Below are 13,309 nucleotides of genomic sequence, written 5' to 3'. Positions count from 1 at the left end.
TCCAACCATGAGCGCCTTGACTTCCAACCCCCTGCACAGCCTCGCCGGCTTCAGCTTTTCTCCGCTGCATCTGGCATTGCCGGTCCTGATGGCCGTCTGCCTTCACTCCAGCGCCGTGATGGCGGCAGATCCACCCGCGCGCCCCGCCACATCGGGCCTGCACCCGCTTGCGGGCACCTGGAGCTGGACGCCCTTCAACAGCCGGTGCGTGGAGACCTTCCAGTACCGGTCCAACAACACCATGCTGGGCACCAGTGGTGAAGCGGTTGCCGAATGGAACTACACCGTCACGCCACAGGCGAACGACAGGGGTTTTTATGAAGTGGTGGAGACGTCCATGCGGCAGAATGGCAAGAAGGATTGTTCAGGCGACACCATCGACAGTGCGGGCATGGTCAATACGAGGTTTGTACAGTTCAGCCCGGCGCGCGACCAGATGCTGGTGTGCAGGACGCCATCACTGCAGGCCTGCTTTGGGCCACTGAAACGGCAGCGCTGAACGGAAGATTACTTCCGCTCAGTGCATGGTGTCGGGCGGTGCCTCGCCGGGAGCCGTCACGCTGCTGCAGTATTCAAGCAGCTGGTCCAGCTCATTGGACTTGTCAAACACCGCGTCTGAACCCAGTTCGGAGCAACGCCTGCGGATATCGTTGGTTGCATAGTTGGTCAGCACAATGACCTTCTGGTACGGTTTGCGGCTCTGGCAACCCTTGAGCACACCGAGGCCGCTGCCTTCCTTCAGGAACAGGTCAACGATGGCCAGTTGCCAGTTACCGTTGTTGATGGACAGCCACAGGCTGGCCTCCTGCTCTGTTTCGGCAAAGCCAACCACCTTGACAGGGGCGATTTCCTCGAGGGTTGAAATCAGGTTTTCCCTGATCGTGGCGCTGTCTTCGACGATATAAGTAATCAGTGCCATCTCATCAGTGCTCTGTTGTGAATTGCGGGAAATGCCTTGCATACATCTAACGTAACACGCCTGATGCCAAAAGACGTAGCTTGAGGACGGCGCACCCTGTAGGAGAATCGCCTATAGGAATCAAACACAATTAGCCGCACTCACTTCCGAAGGATATTCACCATGCGTTCAACATTCACCTCCGGCGCCATTGCAATGGCCCTTCTTGCAGCACTGCCGTTGTGCAGCGCCCAGACCGATGCAGCCATCGCGGCCGCCACCAGGGAGGCCGGTGCCAAAGTCACCGCCAGCGGGCTGGTCTATCTCTCGCTCAAGGAAGGCACAGGCGCCAAACCCGCAGCCAGCGACAGCGTGAAGGTCCATTACAGGGGCAGCTTTCCCGACGGCCGCGAGTTCGACAGCTCCTACAAACGCAATGCACCCACGGAATTCCCCCTGAACCGTGTCATCCCCTGCTGGACGGAAGGCGTGCAGCTGATGAAGGTGGGCGGCAAGGCCAAACTGACCTGCCCTGCGGCCATTGCCTATGGTGAGAGGGGTGCCGGCGGCGTGATCCCGCCGAATGCCACGCTTCAGTTTGAGGTCGAATTGCTGGCCATCAACGGCAGGTAATCAAAAGCGTCAGGCGAAAAAAAGGCGCCTGCAACAGCGCCTCGATTCACATACGGGGGCAGCCGGCCACCCGGTGCATGCTTATTTCGTCAACGCATCCTGCGCGCGTTCACGCTGCGCACGCGTCATGCGGGGTGCGCTGCGGATGGCGACCGGGGCGGATCGGGCAGCGACTGCCACAAGCTGTGGCGAGGCCTGGCGCAAATCCACGGCCGGGCAGTCGTTGCTGACACCAAAAACCATATGACCGCCAGGGAATGCCGCGGGCAGTTTCTGGTGGATCTGGTAGCTCATGTCTATGGGAGCATTCTGGCCCGAATACACCACCTGGTTGGTGGCCGCGTTATAGACCGTGAAACAGGCAAAGGCAGGCGATGCGGCGAGCAGCGAAAGTGACAGCGCCACTGCAAATTTTGGAAAGTTCATTGGTTTGTCCTCCGGTTTCAGGTCTGGTCATGGAGCCGTCCGTTGTGAACAGCTCATGCCAGAGAGCATAGGCGATGCACAAATGGCGTCAAGTCAGACGCCGCCGCAAGCGGCGCCCACCCGCATCACTGCGCCTGAAACCCGCTGGCCTTGATGATGCGCGCCCAGGTTTGCGAATAGGCGTGTTCGCGGGCTGCAAGCTGGGCGGGCGGCATGTAGCCCACCGTCAGGCCCATGGCCGTGAGGCGGTCACGCACGTCCGGCATGGCGATGACTTTCGAAATGGCTTCGGCAAAACGGTCAATCGATGCCCTGGGCGTACCCGCAGGTGCAAAGATGCCGTAGTAAGGCACGTCTTCAAAACCCGCCAGGCCGAGTTCGGCAAAGGTGGGCACATCGGGCAACGAAGGCTGGCGTTTGTCGCCCAGCACGGCCACGACGCGGATCTTGCCGGCCTTGTGGTTTTCAATAAAGTCGGGGATGGAGCCCACGCCCGCACCAATCTGGTTGCCCAGCATGTCGGCAATCATGGGCGCGCTGCCACGGTAAGGTGCCGCGGCCAGGTCAAGTTTGTACTTCTCGCCAATCAGCTTGACCAGGAACTCGGGCACAGAAGCCGGTGCGGGCACACCCACATTGCCCTTGCCGTTTTGGGAACCGCGCACCCAGGCGACATATTCATTCATGGACTTCGCAGGCGTGGCGCCAGAGACGGCCAGCGCGTTCACAAACGTGGCAAAACCTGCGGCGGCCACGAAGTCTTTGGCCGGATCAAAACCGGGGTTTTTAACCACCAGCGGCAGGATGGACACGGTGTGGTCATGCGTCAGGAAATAGGTCGTGCCATCGGCAGGCGCTGCCTTCAGGGCCTGCGCGGCAATCTGGCCGCCCGCACCGGCGCGGTTCTCGACAATCACATTGGCGCCCAGCTGGTCCTTGAGTTTTTCAGCCAGGGTGCGGGCAATCACATCTGTACCGCCGCCGGCGGGAAAGCCGACCAGCAGGTGAATGGTGCCGGTCTGTGCCTGCACGGGCGCTGCGATGGCCGCAAGCAGGGCCGCACTCACAGCTACAGAAGAAAGAGAGGCTGCAATACGTTTGAAAAAATCACTGACCATGGATGCTCCGGCTGAATAGGTGAAGACGTCAACCGATTCTCACGCAATATCAATGCCACAGCACCAGGACCGCCAACGCCATGCTTGCTACACTTTTTATAGCTTCTTACGCTTATTTCTACTAACCTGCAGCCCGATTTGGCACCTAAAACAGGCTTTTTTGGGCACTTTTTGCGTGCCGGTCGCGGTCCCGGACATCCGAAAGGAAGCCGACAGCCCGCAAATGTTAAGTTCCAAGTTAACATTTGGTTTTCAGCAACCATGTGTTCGTCGTCATTCGGGGAGCTGAAAGCTTTCCGCGTGCCACACATTAATATCGGGCAAGCGCTGAGACACTGGCTCTGGCAGAGGCAGCGCTGCATGCGCCACCCCCTGAGCAGGCACGTGACGGCAACCCGGGCAGAAAATCAACAATACAGACTGGCGAGCGATGTTTCTATCGAATGACACTGGTGGCTGCGACAGGCCGAATGCCCAGCAAAGACGTCTGTTCAGGTGCGCTGCGTTGGCCATGCTGCTCGCCGCGTTACTGGTTTCTGCAGGCACCAGCCGGGCCGCACCGACAGAAATTTCGTTTTACTTCCCGATTGCCGTGGGCGGGCCGGTGGCCAAAAGCATGTCTGCCCTGGTGGCCGACTTTGAACGCGAGAACCCGGACATCCGGGTCAAGCCGATTTACACCGGTACCTACAAGGACTCCATCGTCAAGGCGCTGACGGCACACAAGAGCGGCACGCCGCCGGACGCTGCCGTGCTGTTTGCAGTGGACATCTACACACTGATAGATGCCAACGCCATCACCCCTTATGACGAGCTGGTGGCCAGCGCCGCAGACACTGCCTGGCTGGGCAGTTTTTACCCGGCACTGATGGCCAACAGCCGCGCTGCGGGCCAAACCTGGGGCATCCCCTTCCAGCGCTCGACCATCCTGCTTTACTGGAACAAAAAACTGTTTGCACAGGCAGGCCTGGACCCGAACCGCCCACCGGCCAACTGGCGCGAGATGACAGACTACGCACAAAAGCTGACGCGGCGCGACGCATCGGGCAAGGTCACGCAATGGGGCGTGCAGATCCCTTCGTCGGGCTTTCCGTACTGGCTTTTCCAGGGCCTGGTCACTGCCAACGGCGCCGCGCTGATGAATGCCGCCGGCACAAAAACTTTTTTCGACACCCCCGCCGTGGTCGAGGCGCTGCAGTACTGGGTCGACCTGTCGCGGGTACAGAAGGTACACCCGCCCGGTGTGGTCGAGTGGGGCACCACGCCGCGCGACTTCATTGACGGCAAGGCCGCGATGATCTGGACCACCAGCGGCAACCTGGGCAACCTGCGCGAGAAGGCGGGTTTTGATTTCGGCGTGAGCGCCCTCCCCGCCAACACGCAGCGCGGCTCGCCTACAGGTGGTGGCAATTTCTACATCTTCAGGAAAAGCCCGCCCGCACAACAAAAGGCGGCGTTCAGGTTTGTGCAATGGATGGTGGCGCCCGCACGCACGGCGCAATGGGGCATCAATTCCGGCTACATCGGCGTCAGCCCCGCCGCATGGGAGACCGACATCATGAAAAAACATGTTGCGGCGTTTCCTGCTGCGGCCGTTGCACGCGACCAGTTGCCGGGCGCCGTCGCAGAACTGTCTACACATGAAAACCAGCGCGTTACGCGCGCCCTGAACAACGGCCTGGCCGCAGCATTGACAGGCAGCAAGACACCACAACAGGCCATGCGTGACGCACAGGCTGAAGCGACACGCATCCTGCTGCCCTTCCAGCGCTGAGGCTTGAAGATATCCGTGAAAACAAGCACATCCCTGGCCGGCAAAAAACCGGTGACACAGAAACAGCTGAGGTTTTTCAGCTATCTGTTGCCCTGCGTGGTGCTGGGTCTTGCGCTTGCCATGGCCTGGTATTTCTGGGAGCGCGAACGCAGGGAAATTGAAGTCGTATTGCAGGGCGAGTTTGACGCGCGCGTGCGCGAGACCGTCAGCCTGTTCAGGGAACGCATGCTGGCCTGCGAGCAGGCACTGCGCGCCACGCACGGGCTCTTCTCGACGTCAGACCGGGTGCAGCGCGGTGACTTCCAGGCTTTTGTCGCCAACCTGCGCATACAGAACCATGCCGGGCTGCAGGGCATGGGCTTTGCGCTCATCGTGCCGCCGGCTGAACGCGAAAAGCACATTGCGGCGGTGCGCAGCCAGGGCTTTCCGGCGTATACCGTGCAGCCCGCGGGCGATAGCGGCAGCAGCACCTCGGCGCTTTATTTCGAGCCCACCGGCTCAAGTTTTTTAAGCACACTGGGCACCGACTACTTTGCAGAACCGTCCCGCCGTCCGGCCATGGAAGCCGCACGTGACAGCGGCGGCATTGCGATTTCCAACAAGGTCAAACTGCCTGAGGAAGACCCTGCACAGGTGCAGGCCGGTTACCGCATGTACCTGCCGGTCTACAAAAACGGCCTGCCGCATGAGACGGTGGCGGAACGCCGTGCCAACATCAGCGGCTGGATTTACGCAGCCTTCAGCATGGACGGCCTGATGGACAACATCCTGGGCGAACGGGCCAGCATCACTGTCGAGGTTTACGACGGCGGCGAAGAGCGTGGCGACGACCAGCTGGTAGACACCTACAGCGACCGGGTGGGCGGCGAATCCACCGTCAAGCTGTTCCACAGCTCGAAGCAGGTTGAGGTGGGCGGCTATTCATGGACGGTCGTGGCGCGCTCACTGCCCAACTTCACCACTGCGATTGCGATCAGCAAACTGCAGCTGGTGGCCCGCCTGGGCGCAGCCGTGAGTGTGCTGCTGGCTGTGTTGACCTGGTTTTTGCTGCGCCGCCGCCTGCGCGCGCTGCTGGCGGCCGAAAGCCTGCGCGCAGCGCGTGACCATGCAGAAGCCGCCAGCCATGCCAAGTCGCAGTTCCTGGCCGTCGCCAGCCACGACCTGCGCCAGCCCATACAGGCGCTCAGCCTGTTCGTTGCAACGCTGCAGGCCATGGCCCGCAAGCCTTCGCTCACGGGCAGCGAGGTCGGGCATATTGCGGGTCGCCTGCAAACCGCACTCAACGGCCTGGGGCGCCTGCTCAACGGCCTGTTCGACCTGTCGCGCCTGGACAGCGGCACGGTGGCCATCACAAGGCGGCCGGTACGGGTTGCTGAATTGCTGGCAGAAGTGCAAGCCGCCTTTGCCGGGCCGGCAGAAGCCAGCGGGCTGGGCTTCAAGGTGGTGATGCCGCATGGGCTGTGGGTGGACACCGACCCGCTGGTCATGGCGCGTGTGCTTTCAAACCTCACGGCCAATGCGCTGCGTTATACCGACAGTGGCCGCGTTCTTGTCGGCTGCCGGCCGCGCGGGCAGCAGGTCGAGTTCCAGGTGTGGGACACAGGCATAGGCATTGCAGAGCATGAGCGTGCCAGGATTTTTGGCGAGTTCTACCAGGTGCCCCACGTCGCACGCGACAGGGAACACGGCCTGGGCCTGGGCCTGGCCATCGTGCAGCGCTCTGTGCATTTGCTGGGCGGCCGGATCAGCGTGTGTTCAGTGCCCGGCAAGGGTTCGATGTTTTCAGTGCTGCTGCCGCGTGCGGACCCTGTGCCTGCAGAAGACCAGGGCCTGCTGATGGAACCGGACCAGTTGGCCCCCGGCAGTGTGCTGGTGCTCGACGACGACCCCGAGGTCAGGGATTCGATGCAGCGCGTGCTGTCCGAATGGGGCCATGAGGTGCTGGTTGCGGCCACGCTTGAGGAGGCACTGGTGCTGGCAGGCGCGCATGCAGACAGCATCACCATGATCCTGTCCGACTACCAGCTCTCCGATACCACCAATGGCGTGCAAGCCATTGAGGCCGTGATGGCACGCCTGGGCCACCAAGTGCCTGCCACCATCATCACCGGCGATACTTCTGCCGAACCGCTGGCCCACGCCGCAAGCCGGGGCCTGCGCGTGCTGTACAAACCGATAGACCCGCAGGTGCTGGCCGCCCTGATGAAAGCTGCCTGATGACCACCGTCACCAAAATCATCCTCGCTGAAGACCATGTGCTGATGCGCGAGGGCCTCAAGATGCTGCTTTCAACCGAGCCGGGTTTTGAAGTCGTTGCCGAGACGGGCGATGGCGCGGCCGTGCAATCGCTTGTCACGCAGCTCAGCCCGCAGCTTTTGCTGCTGGACCTTGGCCTGCCGGGTCTGCATGGCGTCACCGTGCTGTCTGCCGTCAAGGCGCTGTTGGGTGATGCGGTCAAGGTGGTGGTGCTCACCGGCGACCTGCAGCCCAGTTCTGTGCAGCAGGCGCTGGCTGCGGGTGCAGACGGCTACGTGCACAAAAGTGAAAACAGTGCCGAACTGCTGCAAGCGGTGAAGGCGGTGCTGGCCGGCCGGCAATATGTCAGTGCCAGCATTGCTGCGGCCTTTGTACCGCATTCCACACGCGGAGATGCCCATGGCGGCGCTGCGCCTGCCACGCCGCGTGAGCGCGAAATCATGTCGCTGGTGGCGCGCGGCATGAGCAACCGCGAGATTGCCGTGCTGCTGGCCATCAGCGTGCTGACGGTTCGCACACACCGGCAAAACCTGATGGAAAAATTTTCGCTGCGCAATGCAGCAGAGATCACCGCCTACGCCGTGCAGCGCGGCTACTACCTGCCCAACTGACCCTGCACCGGGGCGTTTACACGCATGCCGCCATGGTTGCATCTGCGCAAATCGGATGATCAAGGCCAGGCGGCGCTTGAATTGCTATATTTTCAATAGCTGCTCACGCTCATGTTTATTGGCCTGCAGCCATTTTTGGCAGATAAAAGCAGGTATTTTTTGCCATTTTGGGCGGTCTGGAGGCATTTTTCCAGGCTGCCAGCCGTGAAACAGATCAAATGTTAACTTGCAAGTTAACATTTTTAATGTACGGGCAACCCGAACTGGCCCTTGACAGTCGCCACCTCTACTGCCTTTGCAGTATGGCCTCCACACCATTAGTTACACAAAATCAACGGCAGCCGATTCACGAATTGCCCCATGACCCGTGTGAATACGGTTGCCTTCCGACCAATACCTGAACAAGGGCCGCATGCTCATCGCCACCGCAAGCTCGTTGCCGCCTCACCTGAAGATGCCGGACACATCGCGCATTGGCGGCACCATGCCTTTTGAAAATGATGCTGCAGTTCTGGCCGTGCTGGACGTGGCGTGGCAACTGCCTTCCGACGTGCTGATGAGCTGCGAGATCGGCGTGCGCAACTGTGCCGGTGAGGTGTATCGCCGTGCCCTGGTCAAGGGTGTGGCACAAATGCTTTACCTTGAAGATCGCCTGAGCCAGATGGGTTTTGTGCCCGAGCTTGAAGACAGCGAACACAATGGCAGCGGGTTTGACGTCATCTTCAGGCGCAGCGTCAGGAAGTAAGCAGCCCGGGCGTCAGCGCTTCAAAAAGGCTGAAGATGAACCACAACAGCAGGGCGGCTACGGCGCAGGCTGCCAGCCGCCACCCAGCGACTGGATCAGCGCCACAGCGGTCGTCTGCCGATCTGCCAGCGCCTGTATCAGCGCACGGCGCGCACTGAGCGCGGTCGCCTGGGCCGTGATCACTTCCGTATACCCGACCTGCCCGCTTTTGTAGCGGTTAAGCACCTGCTGCTCGACCAGGTCTGCAGACTCGGACGCCTGGCGGCGCAATTCCTGCTGGCTTTGCAACACGCGGGTGGCGGAGAGCTGGTCTTCCACGTCCTGAAAAGCCGCCAGAACGGTTTGCCGGTAGCGTGCCACGGCCTGTGCGTTGCCGGCCTCTGCGCCCTCAACGCGTGCGCTGGTGGCGCCTGCATCAAATATCAGCTGCGCAGCAGACAGGCCCAAAGACCAGACACTGCTGGCCGCCTTGAACAGGTCTGCCACACGGCTGGCGCCCGAGCCCGTTGAGGCATTCAGGCTGATGCTGGGGTAATAGGCGCTTTTGGCGATGCCGATCTGCTCGTTGGCAGACGCGACGCGGCGCTCGGCCGCCGCGATGTCAGGCCGGCGCTGCAGCAGCGTTGACGGCACACCGACAGGAACCTGCGGCACCACGGGTGTCCAGCTCGCCAGGGCGGGCAGGCTGAAGTTGGCAGGTACTTCACCCACCAGCACGGCAATTGCATGTTCGAACTGGGCACGCGAACGCTCCAGCCCCAACTGGTCGGCCTTGCCATTGGCGAGCTGGGTTTGTGCCTGCAACACATCTGTTTTGGCGGCGATGCCTGCGGTATAGCGGTTCTGCGTGATCTCGAGTGCGCGGGTAAAACCTTCTATGGTTTTGTCGAGCAGCGCCTTCTGTGCATCGGTTTGCCGCAGCGAAAAGTAGTTCACAGCCAGTTCACCCTGTGCAGACAGCTTTGCCGACGCAAGATCTGCCGCACTGGCTGCCGCACCTGCATTGGCGCTGTCAACGGCACGGCCAAGGCGGCCCCAGACATCGGGCTCCCAGCTGCCGCCCAGGCTGACCTGGTAGTTGTTGCCGGTGCGACCCGCGACGCCTGTGGTGACATTGCCGCTGCTGCGCGATCGAGTTGCACCACCATTGAGCGTGACGGACGGGAACAGCGACGCACGCTGCTCGCGCACCAGCGCCCTCGCCTGTGCATAAGCGCCCACGGCAATCGCCACGTTCTGGTTTGACACCTCGACGCGCGACGCCAGCTGGTCCAGCACCGGGTCCTTGAACAGCGACCACCACGGGCCGCGCTCAAGGGCGTCTGCGGGCACAGCCGGTATCCAGTCGCCGGCTTCCTTGAAGGCTGCCGAATCGGGTGTAGTGGGGCGCTGGTAGGTCGGGCCTACTGCGCAGCCGCTGACCAGCAAGGCCAGAGCAGCCATGGCCAGCAGGGAATAAGGGGGCTTTCTGTTGATGGTTATCGCAACGGTGGAATGCATGGAATGTGTCATGGTGTTATCCGGGTTGCAGTGCCTGATCTGAATCTGCATGCCTGCCCAGCAGGTGCTCGGTCTTGCCGGGGCGGCGCAGTTTGTCCATCAGCACGTAGACGACAGGTGTGGTCAGCAAGGTCAGCAGCTGGCTGGCGATCAGCCCGCCTATGATGGCAATGCCCAGTGGCCTGCGCAACTCTGCGCCTTCACCGAAACCAATGGCCAGCGGCAAGGCGCCCAGAATGGCGGCGAGTGTGGTCATCAGGATGGGCCTGAAGCGCAGCATGCAGGCCTCGCGCACGGCCTCGACGGCGGTCAGCCCGCGTGAACGCTCCGCGTCAATCGCAAAGTCGATGATGAGGATGGCGTTCTTCTTCACGATACCGATCAGCAGGAACACACCGATAAGCGCTATCAGTGAGAAATCGAGCTTGAAGATCAGCAGGGCCAGCACCGCACCGACACCGGCAGACGGTAGCGTAGACAGGACGGTGATGGGGTGTACCAGGCTCTCGTAAAGAATACCCAGCACGATGTAAATGACCACCAGGGCCGCAAAAATCAGCAGGGGCTGCTCCTGCTGCGACTGCTGCGCATTGCGTGCTGTTCCCTGAAAGCTGCCGCGCACATTGTTGGGCATGCCGATTTCTGCCTCGGCCTTTGCGACAGCCGCCTGGCCGTCGCTGATGGTCTTGCCCTCGACGAGGTTGTAGGAGATGGTGGTGGCCAGTTCACCATCCTGATGGTTGACGGAGGCGGCCTTGGGGTTCTCTGAAAACCGGGCTATCGCCGACAGGGGCACCATATTGGTCGCAGAAGAACTCAGCGCCTGGCCTGTGGACTGGTCACGCAGCGCAGGGTTCACGATATTGGTGAGCGACGATGAAGCCGCCGTCGATGAGGTGGTGATGGTCGCACCCTTGGCCGGTACATAAATGTCTTTCAGCGATTCGGGGCTGCGGATGTAGCGCTGCGCCACACCCATGATGACGTGGTACTGGTTGAGGTCGGTATAGATGGTGGCCACCTGCCGCTGCCCATACCCGTTGTAGAGCGCATTGTCAACATCGCGCGAGCTGATGCCCAGGCGGGCCGCGCTTTCCTTGTCTACCGTCACCATCATCTCGACGCCGTTGTCCTGCTGGTCGGTGTTGACGTCAATCAGGGCGTCCTGCTGCATCATCTGCTCGGACAACCTTGTGGCCCACCGCTTGAGGTCGGCAATGTTGTCGCTCTTGAGCGTGTACTGGTACGTCGAGTTGCTGGCGCGCCCGCCGCCCCGAAGGTCTTGTACCGGGTTGAGGAAAAGGCTCACACCCGTCACGGTAGCCAGCTTGGGCCGAAGTCGCGCAATGACGGCCAGGCCCTTGTCGGTGCGCTGGCTGGCAGGCTTGAGGTTGATGAACATGAAGCCGCCCCCCGCCCGGCCGCCGCCGGTGAAACCCACCACTGTATCGACCGCCGGATCGGCACGGATGATGTCCACCAGTTCCTTGAGTTTGCCCTGCATGGCCTGGAAGGAAATACTCTGGTCGGCACGCAGGCCGCCATTAATCTGGCCTGTGTCCTGCTGCGGGAAGAAGCCTTTTGGCGCCTTCACAAACAAAAAGACATTCAGGCCAATGACGGCCAGCAGAATCAGCATGACCAGCAGCTTGCTGCCCAGCGCCCAGTCCAGGCTGACCTCATAGCCGCGCAGCACGCGGTTAAAGCCATTCTCGAAAAAACGCGGGATGAAGCCAAGGAAAGCAAAACGGCCCGCAGGTTTGCCGGCCTCAGCATCGGTGTCTTCCTTGTTCTTCAGCAGCCAGGCACACATCATGGGTGTGGTGGTCAGTGATATCACCAGCGAGATCATCACGGCCGCAGACAAAGTCACGGCGAACTCGCGGAACAACCGCCCGGTTTGCCCGCCCATGAACAGCAGCGGGATAAACACCGCCACCAGCGACAAGCTGATCGACAGCACGGTGAAACCCACTTCACGCGCGCCCAGCAGCGCAGCCTTGAAGCGGTCCATGCCAGCCTCGATGTGGCGGCTGGTGTTTTCAAGCACCACGATGGCGTCGTCCACCACAAAGCCGGTCGCGACAGTCAGCGCCATCAGGCTGAGGTTGTTGAGTGAAAAGCCCAGCAGGTACATCACGCCAAACGTACCCAGCAGCGACACCACGGTGGCCACGGCGGGAATGACGGTCGCACGCGCGCTGCGCAAAAAGGCACTCACCACCAGCACCACCAGCACGATGGAGATCAGCAGCGTCAGTTCAATTTCATGCAGCGACGCGCGTATGGAGTTGGTGCTGTCCGATGCCACAGAAATTTTGACGTCAGCCGGCAATTGCGCCTGCAGTTCGGGCAGCAGCGCACGCACGCCATCGACGGTTTCAATCACATTCGCGCCGGGCTGGCGCGTGACCAGCACGATGACGGCAGGGTCGCCATTAAAAAGACCCAGCGTGTTGACGTTCTCCACGCCATCGCTGATCTCGGCCACATCCGACAGCCGTATGGCCGCGCCGTTGCGCCAGGCCACCACCAGCCCGGTGTAATCAGCTGCCTTGAGGCCGCCGGTGGCAGTGTTGGCCCCTGAGTAAATCTGAAGGCGCCGGCCATTGCCCTCAATCGCGCCCTTGGGCCGGTTGGCATTCGATGCCTGCAGGGCTGCGCGTATGTCTTCGCTGCTGACGCCGTAACGGTTGAGTGCAAACGGGATCAGGTCTACACGCACGGCAGGCAGCGAGCCACCGCCCAGCTCCACATCACCGACGCCCGGCACCTGCGCTATCTTTTGTTGCAGCAGGTTGGACACCTCGTCGTAAATGCGGCCCGGTGAGCGTGTCTTCGATGTCAGCGCCAGAATGATGACGGGCGCATCAGCCGGGTTGGCCTTGCGATAGGTCGGGTTGCTGCGCAGCGTGGATGGCAGGTCGGCACGCGATGCGTTGATCGCGGCCTGCACCTCACGCGCCGCGGCGTCAATCTTGCGGTTGAGGTCAAACTGCAGGCTCACACGCGTTGAGCCCACGCCGCTCGACGACGTCATTTCATTGACACCCGAGATCGTGCCCAGCCTGCGCTCAAGCGGCGTCGCCACACTGGTGGCCATGGTTTCGGGGCTTGCACCTGGCAGTGAGGCGCTGACCGAGATGACGGGGAAATCAACCTGCGGGAGTGGCGAGACCGGGAGGACGAAGAAGGCGCCTATGCCTGCGAGGGCCAGGCCTATGGTCAGCAGGACTGTGGCTACTGGTCTTCTTACGAAGGGTTCTGAGAGGTTCATGTTTGACCTCTTGTGGTCGGCGCTGAGTATGCCGTTGTGCCCTTCACGACCAGGCCGGGTCTCGCCCCGGC

At 61.4% G+C, this 13,309-nt stretch carries 11 protein-coding genes; 6 read left to right on the top strand and 5 right to left on the bottom strand.

The annotated features are described in order from the left end of the window. The first annotated feature begins 7 nt into the window (after window positions 1-7). A complete protein-coding gene (locus HYX42_RS09225; RefSeq protein WP_293402101.1) occupies window positions 8-499 on the top strand; it encodes a hypothetical protein in 492 nt (163 codons plus the stop codon). Window positions 500-517: 18 nt separating this feature from the next. On the opposite strand, the gene HYX42_RS09220 is transcribed toward HYX42_RS09225, so the two are convergent. Then, a complete protein-coding gene (locus tag HYX42_RS09220) occupies window positions 518-919 on the bottom strand; it encodes a response regulator (protein ID WP_293402099.1) in 402 nt (133 codons plus the stop codon). A gap of 162 nt (window positions 920-1,081) precedes the next feature. On the opposite strand from HYX42_RS09220, the gene HYX42_RS09215 reads away from it, so the two are divergent. Then, complete coding sequence (locus HYX42_RS09215) at window positions 1,082-1,531, top strand: FKBP-type peptidyl-prolyl cis-trans isomerase (protein WP_293402097.1); 450 nt, start codon at window positions 1,082-1,084, stop codon at window positions 1,529-1,531. An 81-nt stretch (window positions 1,532-1,612) separates the two neighbouring features. Here HYX42_RS09215 and HYX42_RS09210 read toward each other — a convergent pair whose 3' ends face one another. Together HYX42_RS09210 and HYX42_RS09205 are read right to left on the bottom strand one after the other, a co-directional pair. Then, window positions 1,613-1,957, bottom strand: a complete 345-nt coding sequence (locus HYX42_RS09210; protein WP_293402095.1) for a hypothetical protein — start codon at window positions 1,955-1,957, stop codon at window positions 1,613-1,615. 125 nt (window positions 1,958-2,082) lie between these two features. Beyond that, the gene (locus HYX42_RS09205) at window positions 2,083-3,075 is read right to left on the bottom strand and encodes a Bug family tripartite tricarboxylate transporter substrate binding protein (RefSeq protein WP_293402093.1); all 993 of its coding nucleotides are present in this window, start codon (window positions 3,073-3,075) and stop codon (window positions 2,083-2,085) included. Window positions 3,076-3,505: 430 nt separating this feature from the next. Between HYX42_RS09205 and HYX42_RS09200 the strand changes: the two genes are divergently transcribed. The 4 genes from HYX42_RS09200 to HYX42_RS09185 all read left to right on the top strand — a co-directional run bounded on the left by HYX42_RS09200 (window position 3,506) and on the right by HYX42_RS09185 (window position 8,461). Continuing rightward, a complete protein-coding gene (locus HYX42_RS09200) occupies window positions 3,506-4,849 on the top strand; it encodes an ABC transporter substrate-binding protein (RefSeq protein WP_293402091.1) in 1,344 nt (447 codons plus the stop codon). A 15-nt stretch (window positions 4,850-4,864) separates the two neighbouring features. After that, complete coding sequence (locus HYX42_RS09195; protein WP_293402089.1) at window positions 4,865-7,066, top strand: CHASE domain-containing protein; 2,202 nt, start codon at window positions 4,865-4,867, stop codon at window positions 7,064-7,066. Continuing rightward, window positions 7,066-7,716: a response regulator transcription factor gene (locus HYX42_RS09190; protein ID WP_293402087.1), complete on the top strand. Its 651-nt coding sequence runs from the start codon at window positions 7,066-7,068 to the stop codon at window positions 7,714-7,716. The genes HYX42_RS09195 and HYX42_RS09190 overlap by 1 nt, the downstream gene beginning before the upstream one ends. Before the next feature lie 412 nt (window positions 7,717-8,128). Further along, window positions 8,129-8,461, top strand: coding sequence for a hypothetical protein (locus tag HYX42_RS09185; RefSeq protein WP_293402085.1), 333 nt, complete (start codon window positions 8,129-8,131; stop codon window positions 8,459-8,461). Between the two features lie 57 nt (window positions 8,462-8,518). On the opposite strand, the gene HYX42_RS09180 is transcribed toward HYX42_RS09185, so the two are convergent. After that, window positions 8,519-9,904 (bottom strand): efflux transporter outer membrane subunit, encoded by a 1,386-nt coding sequence (locus HYX42_RS09180; RefSeq protein WP_293402457.1) that lies wholly within the window; start codon window positions 9,902-9,904, stop codon window positions 8,519-8,521. Between the two features lie 73 nt (window positions 9,905-9,977). Further along, entirely contained in the window at window positions 9,978-13,238 is a 3,261-nt protein-coding gene (locus HYX42_RS09175) for an efflux RND transporter permease subunit (RefSeq protein ID WP_293402083.1), read from the bottom strand. Window positions 13,239-13,309: the final 71 nt, after the last annotated feature.

Origin of the sequence: Polaromonas sp., assembly GCF_016185115.1 — a bacterium.
Taxonomy (GTDB): Bacteria; Pseudomonadota; Gammaproteobacteria; order Burkholderiales; family Burkholderiaceae_C; genus Polaromonas.
The sequence above is the reverse complement of the archived record's forward strand: the minus strand, read 5'-3'. Positions and strand labels throughout refer to the sequence as shown.

What these genes read in the sequence shown, in the direction of transcription:
- HYX42_RS09220 (WP_293402099.1), bottom strand. Translation starts at nt 919, where the DNA reads ATGGCACTGATTACTTATATCGTCGAAGACAGCGCCACGATCAGGGAA.
- HYX42_RS09200 (WP_293402091.1), top strand. Translation starts at nt 3,506, where the DNA reads ATGTTTCTATCGAATGACACTGGTGGCTGCGACAGGCCGAATGCCCAG.
- HYX42_RS09205 (WP_293402093.1), bottom strand. Translation starts at nt 3,075, where the DNA reads ATGGTCAGTGATTTTTTCAAACGTATTGCAGCCTCTCTTTCTTCTGTA.
- HYX42_RS09210 (WP_293402095.1), bottom strand. Translation starts at nt 1,957, where the DNA reads ATGAACTTTCCAAAATTTGCAGTGGCGCTGTCACTTTCGCTGCTCGCC.
- HYX42_RS09225 (WP_293402101.1), top strand. Translation starts at nt 8, where the DNA reads ATGAGCGCCTTGACTTCCAACCCCCTGCACAGCCTCGCCGGCTTCAGC.
- HYX42_RS09185 (WP_293402085.1), top strand. Translation starts at nt 8,129, where the DNA reads ATGCTCATCGCCACCGCAAGCTCGTTGCCGCCTCACCTGAAGATGCCG.
- HYX42_RS09175 (WP_293402083.1), bottom strand. Translation starts at nt 13,238, where the DNA reads ATGAACCTCTCAGAACCCTTCGTAAGAAGACCAGTAGCCACAGTCCTG.
- HYX42_RS09190 (WP_293402087.1), top strand. Translation starts at nt 7,066, where the DNA reads ATGACCACCGTCACCAAAATCATCCTCGCTGAAGACCATGTGCTGATG.
- HYX42_RS09215 (WP_293402097.1), top strand. Translation starts at nt 1,082, where the DNA reads ATGCGTTCAACATTCACCTCCGGCGCCATTGCAATGGCCCTTCTTGCA.
- HYX42_RS09180 (WP_293402457.1), bottom strand. Translation starts at nt 9,904, where the DNA reads ATGGCTGCTCTGGCCTTGCTGGTCAGCGGCTGCGCAGTAGGCCCGACC.